This is a genomic window from Acinetobacter sp. C26M (assembly GCF_023702675.1).
In the GTDB taxonomy this organism is placed as follows: domain Bacteria; phylum Pseudomonadota; class Gammaproteobacteria; order Pseudomonadales; family Moraxellaceae; genus Acinetobacter.
On the sequence record NZ_CP098478.1, the window covers coordinates 3,690,411 to 3,709,017 of the forward strand.

The 18,607-nt window shown below is 42.3% G+C and carries 17 protein-coding genes; 10 read left to right on the forward strand and 7 right to left on the reverse strand.

Annotated elements, in window-relative coordinates; all coding sequences use genetic code 11:
• Positions 1 to 57 precede the first annotated feature (57 nt).
• The 3 genes from NDN11_RS16995 to NDN11_RS17005 all read right to left on the reverse strand — a co-directional run bounded on the left by NDN11_RS16995 (position 58) and on the right by NDN11_RS17005 (position 2,890).
• The gene (locus tag NDN11_RS16995) at positions 58 to 702 is read right to left on the reverse strand and encodes a trimeric intracellular cation channel family protein (RefSeq protein WP_004802075.1); all 645 of its coding nucleotides are present in this window, start codon (positions 700 to 702) and stop codon (positions 58 to 60) included.
• A gap of 52 nt (positions 703 to 754) precedes the next feature.
• Positions 755 to 1,225: a YchJ family protein gene (locus NDN11_RS17000; RefSeq protein WP_167250158.1), complete on the reverse strand. Its 471-nt coding sequence runs from the start codon at positions 1,223 to 1,225 to the stop codon at positions 755 to 757.
• Between the two features lie 81 nt (positions 1,226 to 1,306).
• Positions 1,307 to 2,890 carry a TerC family protein gene (locus NDN11_RS17005; RefSeq protein WP_251110287.1) on the reverse strand — a complete coding sequence of 528 codons (1,584 nt, stop codon included), beginning with the start codon at positions 2,888 to 2,890 and terminating at the stop codon, positions 1,307 to 1,309.
• Between the two features lie 326 nt (positions 2,891 to 3,216).
• Here NDN11_RS17005 and NDN11_RS17010 point away from each other — a divergent pair, with 326 nt between their 5' ends.
• A complete protein-coding gene (locus tag NDN11_RS17010; protein WP_167250154.1) occupies positions 3,217 to 3,840 on the forward strand; it encodes an LOG family protein in 624 nt (207 codons plus the stop codon).
• A gap of 57 nt (positions 3,841 to 3,897) precedes the next feature.
• Here the strand turns inward: NDN11_RS17010 and NDN11_RS17015 are convergent, their stop codons facing one another.
• Positions 3,898 to 5,694 carry a choice-of-anchor I family protein gene (locus tag NDN11_RS17015; RefSeq protein ID WP_251110288.1) on the reverse strand — a complete coding sequence of 599 codons (1,797 nt, stop codon included), beginning with the start codon at positions 5,692 to 5,694 and terminating at the stop codon, positions 3,898 to 3,900.
• Positions 5,695 to 5,858: 164 nt separating this feature from the next.
• Here NDN11_RS17015 and mdtD point away from each other — a divergent pair, with 164 nt between their 5' ends.
• The 9 genes from mdtD to NDN11_RS17060 all read left to right on the forward strand — a co-directional run bounded on the left by mdtD (position 5,859) and on the right by NDN11_RS17060 (position 14,753).
• On the forward strand, positions 5,859 to 7,247 hold the full coding sequence (gene mdtD / locus NDN11_RS17020; RefSeq protein WP_251110289.1) for a multidrug transporter subunit MdtD: 1,389 nt from the start codon (positions 5,859 to 5,861) through the stop codon (positions 7,245 to 7,247).
• Positions 7,248 to 7,296: 49 nt separating this feature from the next.
• On the forward strand, positions 7,297 to 8,265 hold the full coding sequence (locus tag NDN11_RS17025; RefSeq protein ID WP_251110290.1) for a hypothetical protein: 969 nt from the start codon (positions 7,297 to 7,299) through the stop codon (positions 8,263 to 8,265).
• 10 nt (positions 8,266 to 8,275) lie between these two features.
• Entirely contained in the window at positions 8,276 to 9,037 is a 762-nt protein-coding gene (locus tag NDN11_RS17030; protein WP_251110291.1) for a glycoside hydrolase family 25 protein, read from the forward strand.
• Complete coding sequence (dinB, locus tag NDN11_RS17035; protein WP_251110292.1) at positions 9,027 to 10,094, forward strand: DNA polymerase IV; 1,068 nt, start codon at positions 9,027 to 9,029, stop codon at positions 10,092 to 10,094. Before NDN11_RS17030 ends, dinB begins: the two co-directional genes overlap by 11 nt.
• 303 nt (positions 10,095 to 10,397) lie before the next feature.
• On the forward strand, positions 10,398 to 11,117 hold the full coding sequence (gene creB / locus NDN11_RS17040; RefSeq protein ID WP_251110293.1) for a two-component system response regulator CreB: 720 nt from the start codon (positions 10,398 to 10,400) through the stop codon (positions 11,115 to 11,117).
• 42 nt (positions 11,118 to 11,159) lie between these two features.
• Complete coding sequence (gene creC / locus NDN11_RS17045) at positions 11,160 to 12,587, forward strand: two-component system sensor histidine kinase CreC (RefSeq protein ID WP_251111563.1); 1,428 nt, start codon at positions 11,160 to 11,162, stop codon at positions 12,585 to 12,587.
• Positions 12,588 to 12,662: 75 nt separating this feature from the next.
• Entirely contained in the window at positions 12,663 to 14,057 is a 1,395-nt protein-coding gene (gene creD, locus NDN11_RS17050; RefSeq protein WP_251110294.1) for a cell envelope integrity protein CreD, read from the forward strand.
• Between the two features lie 64 nt (positions 14,058 to 14,121).
• Positions 14,122 to 14,325 (forward strand): hypothetical protein, encoded by a 204-nt coding sequence (locus NDN11_RS17055; RefSeq protein ID WP_005314689.1) that lies wholly within the window; start codon positions 14,122 to 14,124, stop codon positions 14,323 to 14,325.
• Between the two features lie 74 nt (positions 14,326 to 14,399).
• Positions 14,400 to 14,753 (forward strand): RidA family protein, encoded by a 354-nt coding sequence (locus tag NDN11_RS17060; RefSeq protein ID WP_167250134.1) that lies wholly within the window; start codon positions 14,400 to 14,402, stop codon positions 14,751 to 14,753.
• On the opposite strand, the gene NDN11_RS17065 is transcribed toward NDN11_RS17060, so the two are convergent.
• From NDN11_RS17065 to NDN11_RS17075, 3 genes are all read right to left on the reverse strand, one after another.
• The gene (locus tag NDN11_RS17065) at positions 14,750 to 15,289 is read right to left on the reverse strand and encodes a DUF2726 domain-containing protein (protein ID WP_167250132.1); all 540 of its coding nucleotides are present in this window, start codon (positions 15,287 to 15,289) and stop codon (positions 14,750 to 14,752) included. The genes NDN11_RS17060 and NDN11_RS17065 overlap by 4 nt on opposite strands.
• 305 nt (positions 15,290 to 15,594) lie before the next feature.
• Positions 15,595 to 17,976 carry a YgiQ family radical SAM protein gene (locus NDN11_RS17070; protein ID WP_167250130.1) on the reverse strand — a complete coding sequence of 794 codons (2,382 nt, stop codon included), beginning with the start codon at positions 17,974 to 17,976 and terminating at the stop codon, positions 15,595 to 15,597.
• Between the two features lie 206 nt (positions 17,977 to 18,182).
• The gene (locus NDN11_RS17075; RefSeq protein ID WP_167250576.1) at positions 18,183 to 18,569 is read right to left on the reverse strand and encodes a hypothetical protein; all 387 of its coding nucleotides are present in this window, start codon (positions 18,567 to 18,569) and stop codon (positions 18,183 to 18,185) included.
• Positions 18,570 to 18,607 lie beyond the last annotated feature (38 nt).

Consider the following 18,607-nt stretch of genomic DNA (forward strand, 5'->3'; position numbering starts at 1 on the left):
CTATTCAAGATAATATTTTTTGCTCTTGTCATATATTTTTCTTTTAACTTAGAAAAATCAATGCTCATCTGTGGAAGAAGCAGACTCGGCATCATCTTCTTTATAAATAAATTTCGGCATTTCCAAACCAAAATAAATTGCAATCAAACGTAGCGTAAAGCCAAATACCAAGGTAAAAATCACAGTAAGATCGTGTGGTAAACCGACTTCCAAGCATACCCAATAACAAATTACCGCAACAAAGGAAATACTGGCATAGAGCTCACGACGGAACACCAAAGGGACGTCATTACACAGAATATCGCGCAGAATACCACCCGACACTCCAGTGAGTACCCCTGCAACCGCTGACACCACAAAACCATGCCCCATCGACAAGGCAATCTGGCAACCAATAATAGTAAAACCAATTAAACCTAAGGCATCGAGTACCAAGAAGATATTACGCAGATGGCGCATCCATTTGGCAATAATAATCGTGACAAAGGCAGCAATACAGGTCAGTACTAAATATTCAGGATGCTTGACCCAGGTTAAAGGATAATGCCCGAGCAGCACATCACGTACTGAGCCACCACCTAATGCCGTGACACAGGCAATCAGTACCACACCAAACCAGTCCATACTGCGTCGACCTGCGGACAATGCACCTGTCATCGCTTCCGCAGTAATGGCAATAATATAAATTACGGTGAGTAACATCTGCCTACATCCCTAAATCAGGCGTAAAAGTGTGCGCTATTCTAAGACAAACTTAGATGAATTGCGCACAACATTGCTTAAATTTTTTCCCTGAGCCACAAATGCAGGGTTGTTTCATGGTGATTTGCATGTCTAGAGTCGGGTCAAGGAAATACCACTGTTGTTGATGCAATACAAAATGTGAAATTTCATGATGAATATGGGCCTGTTTACCATCATGATAATGTGCCTTGAACTCAACCAGCGCATGGGTTTTATCCAGCTTGGGTTGATGCTGCACCACGTCCAGTTTGAGCCATTGATTCGATTGGCTCCAGTCGGCAATCGCTGCCCGATCTAAAGCGCTTTGCTGCCCCAAGGCTGTCGTTTGCAGAATATAGTCAATCTGTTGCAATGCAAAAGCACTATAACGTGAGCGCATCAATTGCTCCGCAGTTTGAGCAACTTGCTGTTTTAAGTGCAACGGCTGACAACATGCAGCATATCGCCCCTGCCCACATGGACAATTTTGTGATGGTGTCATTTCCAATTCTCAAATGAAAATAGCCCTGAGAAAAACCTTGTACCACAAGGTCAAACTCAAAGGCTATTTGCTAAAGCTTAATTATTTCTCGGTTGTCTTCTCTTTCGCAAGGATGCGCACTTTTTCAATCTTGTGCCCATCCATTGTCACCACTTCAAAACGATAGCCATCGACTTCAATCATGTCACCATTTTCAGGTAAACGACCCAGATGGAATAAGATATAACCCGACAAGGTTGAGTATTCTTCGCTTTCGTCGACCAAATCTTTGCCCAATAACAAAGAAACGTGACGAATGTCGGTTGAACCTTCTAACAACATAGAACCGTCATCTAGACTTTCTGCAGTTGCTTCCAATTCATCTTCATCAGGGAATTCACCCGCAATCGCTTCTAGCATATCAATTGGAGTGGCTATCCCTTCAATCGAACCATATTCGTTCAGGACAATCGCCATTTGTAATGGTGCTTGACGTAATTGCTCCATCACCATCAACACTTGTGCATTTTCATGCACAATCACAGGTTCGCGTAAGTGTTTACTGAAATCAATCGCACCAGTTTCGATATATTCATTCAATACTTTATGGGTGAGAACAATACCTTCGATATTGTCTAACTCACCACGGGCAATGATCAAACGCGAATGGGTCATTGCCATTAAACGTTCTTTTAACTCAGCTGGATCATCATCCAAGTCTAGCCACTCCAACTCTGGACGCGGTGTCATCACCGACTTGACTGGACGCTCAGATAAACCCAATACCCCTTGAACCAAGACACTGTGATATACGCCATTGTCTTCATCAAAGACTTCTTTGGCATAAGCTTGAGTCGCTAAAACATCTTCTGCTTCTTTGTTCTGACTTTCGTTACCATTGCCCTTACTGCCCAACATACGCAGTACGGCAGAGGCGGTGCGGTAACGTAAATCGGTGGTCGTCACCAATTTCTCTTGGTTACGACGCATGGTTTGGTTGACCATTTCCACCAACACCGAGAAACCAATCGCAGCGTATAAATAACCTTTTGGAATATGGAAACCAAAGCCTTCAACCACCAATGAGAAACCAATCATCATCAGGAAGCCAAGACACAGAATCACCACGGTTGGGTGCTTATTCACAAAGTCCATCAGTGGTTTTGATGCCCAAAGCATAATACCAACAGCAATAATCATTGCCAGCATCATTACACTTTGATGCTTCACCATACCAACCGCAGTAATCACACTATCTAAAGAAAAGACTGCATCTAAAACTACAATCTGAACAATAACCATCCAGAAAGTGGCATGCACTGGATTTTCTTCTTTCAGTGTTTGGTGCCCCTCAATTCGCTCATGCAGCTCCATGGTGCCCTTAAATAATAAGAACACACCACCAAACAATAAAATTAGGTCACGACCAGAAAAGGCATGATCAAAAATATGAAACAGTGGTTCAGTGAGTGTCACGACCCATGCAATTGCCGCAAGCAATCCCAAACGCATCAGCAAGGCGAGAATCAAACCTACTCTACGAGCAGCATTGCGTTGTTCTGGTGGTAATTTCTCTGCCAGAATTGCAATAAAAACGAGGTTATCAATACCTAATACAATTTCAAGCACCACCAATGTGGCTAAGCCAACCCATGCAGCTGGATCAGACATCCATTCAAGAATCATTGAGGTGACCCCTCTGCAAAATCAGCAATATTGTTATGAAGTTGAGATTTTAAAAGGTCGGCACAAACAGCCAAAACATTTTTTTTAGGAAATAAGAACAATGCGGAGCGACAACAACCACTACTCATAGAGGGACAAAGATTAATAAAAGGATTTTCAGTATAGGCAAGATTGCAGTGAAATTCATCTTTTTTTGTGTTGAGGATGTTTTCAAATTCTTTCGAGGTACATCAAAAGCCCATTGTATGTAAAGTGTGCATAAAACTGTCACAAACCTGATTTAGCCTAGACAAGCACAATGAAAATGATAAGGTGAAAATAAACGAATGAATAGTGTATTAAGAATGACAGAGAAAAAAAGCATTAACCCGACTCCCATAACGACCCAATCTCTTATTGCGCTATATTGCGGTTCACGTACAGGCAACAAGCCAATTTACCGAGACAAGGCCATTGAACTTGCCCAGCATATTGCCAATCAAGGCTTCGGTATAGTCTACGGTGGTGCCAGTATTGGCTTAATGGGACAAGTGGCAGATACCGTACTGGAACATAGTGGCGAAGTAGTTGGTGTGATACCAGAATTTATGCTGGATTATGAAATTGCCCACCATAAACTAACCGAACTGCATATTGTCAGTAGCATGCATGAACGCAAAGCCCTAATGGCTGAACGTGCCAGTGCCTTTATTGCTCTACCAGGTGGTTTGGGAACTTTTGAAGAGATTCTGGAAATTGCCACTTGGGGACAACTCAACCAGCACCAGAAACCGATGATCATTTATAACGTAAACCGTTTTTATGATGCCTTGATTGCACAGCTTGATCATGCGGTTGAAGAAGGCTTCTTACCACCGCAGCACCGTGCCAAAGTGATTATTTGTGAAACACTGGAACAGATTTCAAGTGTGATTAAAAACTTAAATACACCCAGCCATATTGAAGTTTAAAACCACCCCATATAAAAAAAGCGGATCACATCGACCCGCTTTTTTTATATCTAAGACTTATTGTACATTCACTTGATATACCGCAGTTGAACCACTGACTTCATTACCCACCACCAATAAAGGCTTGCCGTTTGGTGAGTCTTTTGCTGTTATGAAAATCAAACCTTCGGGTCCTAAATCGCCCTGTTTTGCAGCATCGGTTTCAACAAAATTACGCGTCGTAAAATATTCAATAAACTTCGGTTTATTCGGTGTGCTAATGTCATACACCATCACCCCACTCATCCGCTCTAAGCCAATAAAAGCAAAAGTTTTCTTCCCAATCGTACCGATAGCAATACCCTCAGGCTCAGGACCTTTAGCTGCACTTCGTTTATCAAACGCTACTTCCTCATGATCAGTATTAAAGTAATTCGGGAAAAGCTCTGCTATTTTCTTTTCGAATTCGCTACCAGAGTCCCAGATCATTTGACCTTGAGTATTCCAGATACTGAATGAACGTGCACCATAAGCGTAAAGCTTGTCATAGACCAAATAACCATCTGCATCCAGTTTTGGGGTACCATCCGCAGACATCTGGTAACCCTTGGTCCAAGTTACTTTTAAACGGCCTAATTGGCTATCTTCACGACATCCTTTTGCATCTGTTGTCGTTGCCCCACAATAACCAAATACTGCGGCATTCAATCTCGCACCTTTGACGCCCACCGCAATTTTCTGCAAATGTGCTGGATATTCGTCTTTCACTTTATTGGTAAAACCACTGCTCTTGAATAAATCTTTCACACGTATTTCTTCGACAAAACCTTTGCTGGTATCACCGCCAAAATATGCATCTGAATCTTTTAACCAAGCTCTTGCATCACCTTCATTCGCAGTAACCAAATAGGTTTGACCATTGGCTTGATAATTGGCAATCGAGTCAGGTTGATACATACCAACCAAGCCAGCCCATGTTTTGATATCGATCTTTTTGTCTTTATCACTGACATCCAGTTCATTACCAATTTGCCCATGATCTTTATAACCCAATGGATAAATATCGGTGACTTTCTGCTGAGCGATATCTATTCGTGCAATCGCATTGTTTTCTTGCAGCGTGACCCACGCAGTTTTGCTGTCTGCAGAAATGGTTATATATTCTGGTTCTAAATCCTGAGCCACACTCGCATTTGGTCCAAAAATACGCACACCTTTAGCGATTAAATCCGCCTTTTGTGTATTCCATGCCTTAAAGTCCGCTACGCTGGCTTTGGGCTGTTGAATATTGCTGATATCAATAATGCTGACTGAACCTTCAGGATCAACTGAGTAGTCATCATTTGGTTCACCTTCATTGGCGACCAAAACAGTTTTGCCATCTGGGCTAAAAGTCAACATATCGGGCAAAGAACCCACGGTAACTTTGCTGATAAAACTTAAGTCTTTGGCATTAAAAAATACCACAATACCTGTATCAGTTTTTTTCTCGGCTTGGACCGCAATCGCAACAATGCCATTTTTAACCGCAACGCTGTTCACTTCCGAATTGGCTAAATAAGTACGGGCAGAAAGCTCTGCAAGATGAACTGGCTTTTCAGGTTTAGATGCATCTAAGACATCGACTAAGCCCTTTTGGGCATTAACCACAAAGAGCCGTTTGCTAGCGGCATCATAAGCGGGAATTTCAGCAGCACTTTTAGCGAAAACATTGGTTTCATAGCGCCCCAATAAACTTAACTTAATCGTTTCAGGCGTTGCTTCGACCACTTCCTCTACTGGAGTGTTTGTTTTGTGATTGTCGTTGTCATCATTACACGCCACTAACCCCACCGACAGTAACGCTGTCAGTAACACTGAAATCTTAAATTTCATGATCAAATTCCATACAATTTATTCTGTATGGCTAATCTAGTCGTTGGTGATGCAAATTAGATGACACTTTAATGTCAGTTTCATGACCACTCTTTGACAATTTTAGGCTTTATTTCACGCACAGTTGCATTAAACTAAAACTGCCTTTTTATCCATCATGGCTCATGACAACGACAACACATCAAGCGGTACAGCCTGAATTCCGAATGTTGGTGCTCTTGGTCTCGATTGGCTTTTTTATGCAAGCCTTGGACACCACCATCGTCAACACGGCAATTCCTGCCATGGCAGTACAACTCAATGAAAATCCCCTGCAAATGCATGGTGTCATTGTAGCCTATGTGCTGTCGGTTGCAGCATGTATCCCTTTAAGTGGTTGGTTGGCTGATCGCTTCGGTATTCGTAATATCTATCTGAGTTCCATGGTGATTTTCAGCTTGGCCTCGCTTGGCTGTGGCTTATCACAAAACCTAGAACAATTATTATTTTTCCGCGTCATTCAAGGCATCGGTGGTGCTTTGCTGATGCCCGTAGGGCGTTTGGCTTTATTAAAACTGATCCCACGCTCCCAATTTCTGTCTGCCATGAGTCTGATGAGCCTTGCAGGTTTGATTGGTCCATTAATGGGACCGACCTTGGGTGGTTGGCTAGTTGAAGTGACAACCTGGCACTGGATTTTTTTGATTAATCTGCCAATGGGTCTACTCGGCATGATCATGACTTTTAAAGTCATGCCGAACCAGAAAGAGCCAACAGTCAAATCCTTCGATTTAAGCGGTTTTATCCTGTTAATGGTCGCAATGGTTGGTCTGTCTTTAGGGATTGAAAATATTGCTTCATCTCAATATTCCAGCCTGATCAGTATTGGTCTACTCATTGCAGGATTGTTTGCAGCAATAGGCTATGCCTACCATGCGCATACGCATCAAAATGCGCTCTTTCATGGTCGCCTATTTCGCTACAAAATTTTCTCGATTGGCGTATTGGGCAATTTCTTTGCCCGTCTCGGCAGTAATGCGATTCCGTTCATCTTGCCATTGATGTTACAAGTGGCTTTTGGTTTCGAGCCGTTCATTACTGGCTTAATGATGATTCCAATGGTATTAGGCTCATTATTTTCCAAACCGATTATTCGCCCTTTGATTCAACGGGTCGGCTATCGTCGTTTTCTACTGACCAATACCGTCTTGGTTGGTTTGTGCATCGCCAGTTTTTCATTGATGACAGCCGCGATACCGCTTTGGTTGAAAGTGCTACACCTGTTTATCTTCGGTACACTCAATTCGCTACAATTTGTCGGCATGAATACCCTGACCCTGAAAGACTTAGCACAACAAGATGCCAGCAGTGGCAATAGCTTCTTATCCATGATTATGATGCTTTCAATGAGTATCGGGGTAGCGTTGGCAGGGACACTGATTAATGTGTTTGGGCAACACCTCTCAAGTGCATCACTAAGTACGGCATTCCATGCCACCTTGATCACACTTGGCTGTATTAACATCATTACCGCACTGGTATTTTGGCAAATCCCCAAAGAAACTACAGATTAAAGCGAAGAACCTAGAATTCGAGCCAATAAACAGAATAAGGAAAAGTAAAATGATCGTTCCCCAACATTGGGCAGAGGCCAAAACAAAAACCAAGATTGCAGGGCGACAATACACCATTAAACGCTTTGGTTGGTCAGATCAAAACCTTGCAGCAGCGCAATCGCATGCCGAGCAACGTGTAGCCGAAGCAATTGAAAGGATTAAGGCTGGTGAAAATATCCGAAGAATCGACCATAAAATTCCCTACAATGGTGCCGAAGGTGTACCAATCAGAGAACAGATTATTGCTCAGCATGATGATGTCATTATCACGCGAAACTCCTACGGCGCATTATGCTTAAATACCCCAGATGTGTTATTTGCAGATATCGATTTCGAATACGTACCTCGCTTTAGACTATATCTGTTGGCTTTTTCATTATTAATGCTGCTCGCGAGTATTGGGGCTGTTTACTTTGGTTCATGGATGATCTTGGGAATTGGATTGATTGTTTCCCTTATCTTGACAGGGCTAGTTGGCAAAGGGCTGTTCTATTTACAAAGCAAGTTGTTTGGAACTCCTGAACAGCGTGCATTGTCATCGATTCAGGATTTCTCTCAACAGCATCCCACATGGCATTTACGTGTTTATCTCACGCCAAAAGGTTATCGTGTGTTGGTAATGCATCAGATCTTTGAACCTAAAAGTAATGAAGCTCAATTATTATTTAACGCCATTCATGCAGATCCCAACTACGTCAGAATGTGTAAAAACCAGAATTGCTTCCGAGCCAGAATCAGCCCAAAACCTTGGCGAATTGGTGTGAATCGCTTAGCACTCGGGGTCTGGCCCGTCAGCGAAGCACGTTTAGTGATACGTGAAAACTGGGTTCGAGACTATCAGAAACAAGCTGAGAACTATGCATCATGCAAATTTGTGGCACAATTAGGCAGTCAGGTCACCCACATGAAGGCGAAGCGAGTACAATCTCTACATGACCAATACTGTAAATCTGACACTCGCTTAGACATCGCATAATACAAATGATATGGCAAAAAAATCGATAAAATTTCCACGCACTCAACATTACCCGACTTATGCCAGTATCGGTTTAGCCGTTATGTTGGGTGTGGTCAGTTACTTTGGTTTGTTCTATCAGCAAAAGGCCTCGGCACAAGATTATTCCATCCGTGGCTTTGATGTGTCTCATCATCAAGGTGAGATTAACTGGAACAAAATCTCGCCGATGCAATATCAATTCGTTTATTTAAAAGCCACGGAAGGCGGTGATTTTAGAGATCGTAACTTTCAGAAAAACTGGCTCAAAGCACGTGAACGTGGCCTGCATGTGGGTGCTTATCATTTTTATCGGCTGTGTCGTGATGGCGCCATACAAGCTGAAAATTTTATTGCGACCGTTCCGAAAAAAGCCGATGCCCTACCACCTGTGATCGATTTGGAATATGACAGTAACTGCATCAACACCTATACCAAAGAGCAGCTACTCAAAGAAATTCAGGTCATGCATGACCAACTGCAACAACATTATGGTAAACAGCCGATTTTTTATATTTCCAAAAGCTTTTACCACATTGTTTTGATGGGAAACTTTAATCAGACCCCACTTTGGGTTCGTGATTATGAAGGTAAACCTGAACTCAAAGATGGTCGACAATGGCTGTTTTGGCAGCATAGCAGCCAAGGCAAAATCGATGGCATTCCTAAAACCGTGGATTTAAATGTTTATGCCGAATCCCCAAAACAATGGCGGATTTTTCTGAAAACACAAGGCATTGAAGATGCCAAATGAGCTACGCAAAATCATCCATATTGATATGGATGCCTTTTATGCCTCAGTTGAGCTCAAAGATCGCCCAGATCTGAAAGATTTACCTGTGGTGATTTCCTCACATCATCCAAGAGCCGTCATTGCCGCAGCGTCTTATCCTGCCCGTGTCTTTGGACTCCGTTCTGCCATGTCGATGGGACAAGCCAAAAAACTCTGCCCGCAAGTCATCGTGATCGAACCGAATTTTGAAAAATATCGCGAAGTTTCTGCTCAAATTCATCAGATTTTTCAGCAATACACATCCTTAATTGAACCGCTTTCTTTAGATGAAGCCTATTTGGATGTGACTGAAAACTTAAAAAATATTGCCAGTGCCACGGAAGTCGCTACACAGATCCGTGCTGATATTTTTGCAGTCACAGGACTGACCGCCTCTGCGGGCGTGGCACCAAATAAGTTTTTGGCAAAAATTGCCTCGGATTGGAATAAACCCAATGGCTTATTTGTGATTAAACCCAATCAGGTGCTACGTTTTATTCAAGATTTAGCCTTGAATAAAATTCCTGGGGTGGGGAAAGTCACCCAAGAACGACTGCAACAACTGAATTTACATACCTTGGGCGATCTGCAAAAAATCGACGAAAATGTGCTGATTCATCATTTTGGAAAGTACGGCAAACAACTGTATTTATATGCACAAGGCATTGATCATCGACCAGTCAAAGCGGAGCGGGAACGTCAGCAGATTTCTAAGGAAATTACTTTTGACGATGATTACACTCTTGCTCAATGCAGCCATGCATGGCAGCCATTGACTGAACAAGTCTGGCGCAGCCTGAATAAAAAGCAGCTGACTGCCCGTGGTGTAACCGTCAAACTCAAGCTTAAAAATTTCCAAGTCTTACAGCACAGTAAAAGCTTTAAACAGCCACTGCAATCGCAACAAGACTTGGGACAAGTGCTATTACAACTGCTCGATGAAATGCATATCGACCCAGAATTTCAATTTCGTCTGGTTGGGGTAGGTGTTTATCAATTACAACCGCTACAGGAAGAATCACAACTTTCTTTATGGTGATGCGGTTTTTTTGTACAACCATACAATACTGACTGAAATTTATGTTTGCTTTTTATCCAATTTTCAGTACTCTAAACAGCGCAATAACATTATCCGTGTGACTTGCTTTGCTAAAGAAATCCTCACTTTTAGCATCTGCTCCTGTGGTTGGCGTGACGATCAAATCCGAATATTACAGGGCACTTCAAGTGTTCTTTATCAAGCCCCCTTCCCTATAAATATCTCAATTTAATCCTGCTCTCCTTGGCTACTTCAGTTAAACTCAGTTCATAAAACTAGAATATTTACGATTACGATTCGCTTATGAAGCAAAAACAAATTCTCTGTGTCGAAGATGAAGCTGCCATTGTCCTGCCGCTACGTTATGCGCTTGAGCGTGAAGGCTGGTCAGTCAGTTGGGCCAATACAGGCACACAGGCACTGCAATTACTGACGCAACAATCCTTTGATTTTATTATTTTAGATGTCGGACTCCCTGATCTGAATGGTTTCGAAGTCTGCAAACAATTACGCCAGAAAGACCAAACTCCTTTGCTATTTTTAACAGCACGTGATGATGAAATTGATCGAGTGGTCGGTCTAGAAATTGGTGCAGATGATTATTGCAGTAAACCGTTTAGTGCTCGTGAGATTGTGGCGAGAATTAAAGCGATTTGGCGCAGGATGGAAGTTCAGGCTCAGCCTGTTACAACATCTGTACCAACACCAGAAACTGAAGTCATTTTGCAATCAGCAATCTGGTCATGTAACCCACAGTCCTTGCAAATTAATTATCATCAGCAGGCACTACAACTGACTCGCTATGAATACCGCTTGTTATTTTTATTGATTCAACATCCAGAACAGGTATTTAGCCGTCAACAATTGATGGATCATATTTGGGAACATCCTGAACATAGCTTAGAACGTACCGTCGACACCCATATCAAAAGTTTAAGGCAAAAGCTCAAACAGATTACTCCACATGATGATCCGATTCGAACCCATCGTGGCTTTGGCTATAGTTTGATGAAGTTGGGCTAAAGCATGTCAATCTTTGTCCGTATCTGGTTTTTCTTTAGCTTGGTGGTGGTACTGAGTCTAGGTTTTATCGCTTATACCCTAACCCAGCAAGTGAAACCCAATGTACGACAAGTGGTTGAAGATACCCTCGCTGAAAATGCCAATATCATTGCCCAACTGATTGCGGAAGATGTCTATCACCATCAGGTGGATACGCCCGAATTTGATCAAAAAATTCAGGCAGCTTTATCTCGTCAACTGAATGCTACCATTTGGCAGCATCGCAAAGAACAGATTAACCAACAACTGTACATAACTGATCCCAAAGGCATCGTGATTTACGACTCGGAAGGCGAAGCTGTTGGGCAAGACTATTCGAAATGGAATGATGTCTACTTAACACTACGCGGCAAATACGGCGCACGTTCAACGGCAACCAATCCCTATGATCGCAATAGCAGTGTCATGCATATTGCAGCTCCGATTATTTACCAACAGCAATTGCTCGGTGTGGTCAGTATTGGTAAACCCAATCAGTCGGTACAACCTTATATCGAGCGCGCTGAACAGCAACTAATTTATCAAGCCCTCTGGATTGCAGCGCTCAGCTTATTATTGGCGAGCATGGTAGCGTATTGGCTAAGACATAGTATTGATCGCGTCCGACGCTATGCACAGGCATTGGCACCCGTGAATCAGGCACCTTTCTTTTATTCAGCTAAAGAACTCAATCAAGTGACTCAAGCACTGAGCGAAATGCGGGAAAAACTGGAAGATCGTGGCTATGTGGAGAACTATGTCAATACATTGACCCATGAACTCAAGAGCCCCCTCACTGCGATTCAAGCCAGCGCTGAATTACTTCAAGATGATTTACCACTGGCGGATCAGCAACAGTTTGCCCATCATATTATGCAGCAAAGTCAGCGTTTGCAGTCCTTGATTGAACGAATGTTGTTACTAACGCGCCTCGAAAAAAATCAGCATGTTTTAGAGTTTCAAGACTTAGACCTAAACGAGCTCATTCAACAATGCTTTCAGCAACAGCATACTGCTTTGCAACTGAAACAGATCCAAATACAACTTGATCTGCCCCAATACTGTTCGATCCATGCCGATCCCTTTTGGCTAAAACAAGCACTGAATAATCTGTTAGATAACGCCAGAGATTTCTGTCCTCCACAAGGGAAAATCGCAGTTCAAGTTCAACAAGACCTAACACATCAAAGCATCACCTTGCTGTTTTTTAATGAAGGCGATGCGATTCCTGAATATGCCTTAACCCGTGTATTTGAGACCTACTTTTCTCTACCGCGTCCGCATAATCAGCAACGCAGTACTGGCATTGGGCTGAGTATCGTCCAACAGATTATTCAGCAACACCACAGTCAGATTAGCATCCAAAATATTGAAGCGAATCGCCTCGGCTTCTTAGCAACACATCAATCTGGTGTGCTCTTGACCCTCACACTTCACACAAACTTCACTTAAGCTTCAAGCCGAACTCATTCGAAGCACATATCGCATATAGATACTGGTCATATCCTAATGACCATGGAATTTCATATGCGTCGCAATTTTATCAATCTTAAAATCGGAGCCATTCTGTTCCTGATTTTGATTTTTTATATTGGTTTGTTTTTTATTTCGAGCTTGGTCTCAGAACGCCAAAGCTATCAACAACAAGTTATTCGCGACATTGCCAATGAACAAATTCGTCCACAGCAAATTGTTGCACCCTATTTAAAACTACCCTATCAAGTGCAAACCACCTGTACCGATGAACAAAAGAAAAGCTATACCTGTACGCAAACCCTGTTCGTTGCTATCGGAGCTGAATCGACCGACTGGAATGCACAATTTAAGGTTTCGGACAGTACTTATAGACGCAATATTTATAAAGCGATCAGCTATCAAAACTTGATGTCAGGCAAAGGTACATTCAAGGCCATCGATAACGAAACAAAACGTGATTATTTGTGGGAACAAGCTGAAATTATTTTCCCAATCCAAGATGCGCGTGGGCTGAATGCCAAACCTGTATTCAATATTGATGGCCAAGTCTATAAGTTCGACTTTTCAGAACAAAGCCAAGGACAACGCGGTTTTGACCTGATGCACCTGACAGCGAAGCAGTACCCTGAACTGGTGCAAAAGTTCCAGCAGGGTTTTAAGTTTGGCCTGCAATTCGAGCTTGAAGGACTCAGTGAATTCAGCTTCATTCCGACCAGTTATGAAATGACCTATCAAGCCACAGGTAACTGGGGCGATGTTAAATATGATGGGCAAAGCCTACCCTTTAAAAAATCCAGTGAAAAACGCCAATTCCAAGCGGACTGGAAAAATATCGCACTGGGTAAACGTAATTTAGAAAATGTGTCACTGTGCGAAAATAGCCAATGCTTTTATAAAACTTTAAATGCTCAAGATCCACTACCAACCGCATCGGTAGAAACATACGATTCAGGCACGCCAGCAACTATCTCTGGCATTTCGACTCAATTCCTAGAGCCTGTCAATATCTATACCCAAACCGATCGTGCCATTAAATACGGTGTGATGGTGATCATCATTACCTTTGGTTGCTTCTTTCTGTTTGAGGTTTTAAAACAACTCAAAATCCACCCTGTGCAATATGCACTGGTTGCCATGGCGCAAGGGGTTTTCTTTGTTCTGCTACTTTCGATCAGTGAATATTACGCCTTTTCAATCGCCTATCTAGCAGCAGCAATCGCTTGTATTAGTCTCATCACATGGTATTTATATTTTGTGGTCAAAGGGATTAAACCTGCGCTGCTATTCGGGATTTTGCTCGGTGTGCTCTACGGCATGATGTATCTATTACTGCAATCCAGTGGTAAGACCTTCTTATTTGGCTCCATCCTGTCCTTCATCCTGATTGCCTGCGTCATGTTCATCACCCGTCATGTCAACTGGTACCAATCCGAACAACAAAGCTAATAAAAATATATCGGGGCGAAGTAATGTCTTCGCTTCTTTCACTGCATTGATAAGGAATAACACCATGTACCAAACAACTTATTTAGCGTTAAAGCAACTTAAACAGCTATGTCCCTTACATAGCTCGATTGCAAGCTGTCTGAATCAATTACGGCAAGCCAAAATCCAATTTCTGAATCTGGGGAATATTATTATTTGCCCACAACAACGCTGTATTTTGGTTTTCAAACATCGTAACTTAATGGAAATAGAAAGTTTTTTAGCCTGATTTATAGAAAATTACATTGCAGCTGAATAGCATCAAGTACAATCCCCACTATACTTTTCGATTTGGGAATCACTATGTCTGTGCAACGCCTTCATGTCACATCACGTTATTGCGAAGTTGCAATTTCAGGAAATCTTGTTCATCTAGCAGGCCAATTGGCTGATGATACCAGCGTTGATGTAACCGCACAGACACAGCAAACATTGGATAATATTGATCGTTTATTGGCAGAAGCAGGCACAGATAAAACCCATATTTTATCTGTGCTGATCTTTTTAAAAGACATTGAAAAAGATTATGCAGCGATGAATGCAGTATGGGATGCATGGATTGCTGAGGGGCATCCCCCAGCACGTACCTGCGTCGAATCTAAACTCTATGCACCTGATGTACTGGTTGAAATGACCGTGACTGCTGTTCTGCCTTAATAAGATTTCACTGCAAAATCGTTATATTTCAGCATGCGATCTGCTTTAGGCATCGACATTGAGCTTGTGGTTGAAGCTGCTACAGGTGCAGCTTCAAACAGATCAGGCACTAGATCCTCTCTGAGTTCCTGTTCAGTTGGAATGCTGCTATAACGCAACACGCGATAGCCTGCCAATTCAAGCAAACTGTCTTGATAGTGCTTTTGATGCAGACGATTGACATAGGATTCATCTGCAATCTCAATAATTGCAAGCACTTGATGCTGTTGGTCTAAAACGACAAAATCCGCAACCAAACCTTGATATTTACGACGTGTATGCGCAAATTTAGTGGTCAGTAAGGCATCAAAAGAAACATGTGCCAACACGGTATGACGTGGTAAAACAGCTTGTAAGCGCATCAAGGTAATTTGTTCTGCGATATTCAAAATACCACGGCGTTTTAACGGACTATCCTGACGCCTATTTTGTTGTAGGCGGCGAAGTGCAAGTGCTGTGATCAACAGCAACCCAACTGTTGTTATAAAATAATACATTTCTAACTAATCCCTTTAGATTTTTTATAATCATTTTGGCTTTATGCCAATTTTTTTAATCAAGAACATCGATAGCAAAGTCATTTTGCAGTGCAAACTTAAGTTTTTTAATCGTGTTTTCCTAGACGACCAAAGTCGTAATAGCCCTCTGCACTTTATTTATAATCATTCACAATCCAAGATTCAAGTCGTTATTGTCAGTTTATGTTTCTATAGACGATAGTTTTGCGATCAAATTGTGATCACATGACAATTTAGGCATAAAAAAAGAAGGCATGAACTCTCATGCCCTCTTCAATACAAAATTAACGATGTGCTTTGGTCTTAGACTTTGGCTTTCCTGAAAATGGTCTTTTCTCACCCGTTTCACGTGGTGGTAAACCATTATGTTGGGTTAAGACCTGTCCTTTTTGCGGACGCTGTTGACCTGACTGCGAACGAGATTGGCCTTGACCACGTTTTGCAGAATCCCCTGCAACAGATGAATTCTTTTTGCGTGCCGATTTATATTCACCTTCAGCAGTCCCTTGTGGCTGATAAGTTGGAATCAAATGCTGTTTTGAATTTCCGATGAGGTCCGCACGTCCCATTTCCTTCAAGGCTTCACGCAATAAGGGCCAGTTATTTGGATCATGGTAACGCAAGAATGCTTTATGCAAACGGCGACGTTTTTCACCTTTCACAATATCCACATTTTCCGTATAGCGTGCTACTTTAGACAGCGGATTCTTGCCTGAATAATACATTGTGGTCGCAGTAGCCATTGGCGATGGATAGAAGGTCTGCACCTGATCGGCACGGAAACCATTTTTCTTTAACCAAATCGCCAAGTTCATCATGTCGTAATCCGTCGTGCCCGGATGCGCAGCAATAAAGTATGGAATTAAATACTGTTCTTTACCTGCTTCCTTACTGAAACGCTCAAACATTTGCTTAAAACGATCATAAGTCCCGATACCAGGTTTCATCATCTTCGATAATGGGCCATTTTCGGTATGCTCAGGCGCAATTTTCAGGTAACCACCGACATGATGCTGAACCAACTCTTTCACATATTCAGGGTTTAAGACCGCAAGGTCATAACGCAGACCTGAACCAATCAGAATCTTCTTCACCCCTTTGATTTCACGTGCTTTACGATAAAGCTGAACCAAAGGTGCATGGTCGGTATGTAAGTTCTGACAAACACCTGGATAAACACACGATGGTTTACGGCAATTCTTTTCAATTTCAGGATCGTTACAGTGCAAACGGTACATGTTTGCCGTTGGTCCACCTAAGTCCGAGATAATCCCAGTGAAGTTAGGTGCAGTATCACGGATCTTTTCAATTTCACGTAAAATCGAATCTTCCGAGCGGTTTTGGATAATACGACCTTCATGCTCGGTAATCGAACAAAAGGTACAACCACCAAAACAGCCACGCATGATATTGACCGAGAACTTGATCATATCAAATGCTGGGAAACGTGCATTCGCATAAGATGGGTGCGGTAAGCGTGCATAAGGTAAATCAAATACATAGTCCATTTCCTCAGTAGTGAGAGGAATTGGCGGTGGATTGATCCAGACGTCACGCTCACCATGACGCTGTACCAAAGCTCGTGCATTACCAGGGTTAGTTTCAAGATGCAAAATACGGTTGGCATGGGCATAAAGCACCTGATCATCCGCAACTTCTTCAAAAGAAGGTAAACGGATTACCGCCAATTCACGTGGTGGTAATTTATGTTTAATTGCTTTGGATGGAGCAGGCTTTAACTGCACAATTTGGGTATCAGGATCAAGCTGATCACCTTCACGTACGATTGGATTTGCCACAAATTCTTTTTGGAAATTTTGATACTGTGCCAAGGAGTTGCCTTTTTCTTTTTCAACTTCACAGCCATCAATATCTTCAGTCATGACATAGGGGTTGATAATTGGATCCACACGTCCAATGGTATCAATGTCATTACTGGCAATTTCAACAAATTTTGCTTTCGATGCTTTATTGTGCTTATTAATAATAAATGCGGTACCACGGACATCGGTAATCTCGTGAACTTTTTCGCCTTTGGCTAAACGATGCATCACGTCAATAATCGCACGCTCGCCATTACCATACATCAGCAAATCAGCCTTTGAATCCATCAAGATTGAGCGACGGACTTTATCAGACCAATAATCATAATGTGCAATACGACGTAAACTGCCTTCAATGCCACCCAATAACACTGGAACATCTGGAAAGGCTTCACGACAACGCTGACAGTAAACCGTTGCAGCACGGTCTGGACGTTTATTCGCTTCATTATTTGGTGAATACGCATCATCAGAGCGGATTTTACGATCTGCCGTATAACGGTTGATCATCGAGTCCATATTCCCTGCGGTCACACCCCATGCAATGGTTGGCTTACCTAAAACACGGAAGCTTTCTACATTGGTCCAGTCTGGTTGCGCAATGATTCCAACACGGAAACCTTGTGCTTCAAGCACACGTCCAATCACACCAGATACAAAAGATGGATGGTCAATATAAGCATCGCCACAAACTAAAATAAAGTCACATGCATCCCAGCCGAGTAGATCCATTTCTTCTCGTGACATCGGCAAAAATGGTGCGGGTTCAAAACACGACGCCCAATATTTGTCGTAATCAAACAGCGCTTTAGGCGCAGTCTGCATGGTATAGGCAGTAGACATAGCTTGCGAATCTCGGCTAGCAGATGAAGGAGAGACATTTATCGGGGTTGGTTGTATTTTAACCCCTAAAATGAAAGCCGATCATTTTAACATGAATTTCATTCATTTTCCCTGTTTATAAAACATTCAGGAACAAGGAGATAACAATTTATTTGTATAAAGTTTAATCAAAATATCAATAACAGCAATCAGACCACACTTTGTGATCAATATGATGCCTGACTCGTTATTTCATTCGATCGGATCAGCTCTTTCACCGTATAACCCGATTCTATATAACCTTGACCTTCTGAAATGGTCTGACCATTCGCCAAAGTTGCTTCTAAACGATATCCGCCCTCACCCTTTACGAAGAATTGCGTTTCTATCGTCTTGTTATTTTCTAAGGGCTGGAAAAATATCTCATGCTGCACACCTGCTGTTTCCACATGTAGCTTCAGCTTACTAATCGTTTGCCCGCTGTGATTTGAGATTTGCATGTGGACTAAGGGCTGAAACCAATAATTAAAGCCCGCAGTTAAAGCACCAGCAAAAAAACTGATCAACAGTGCGATCAGCAAAATGATGATATATAGCAGTTTCTTGAATCTCATAAACACCTGACCCATCATCTGAATGGATGATTGTGAAG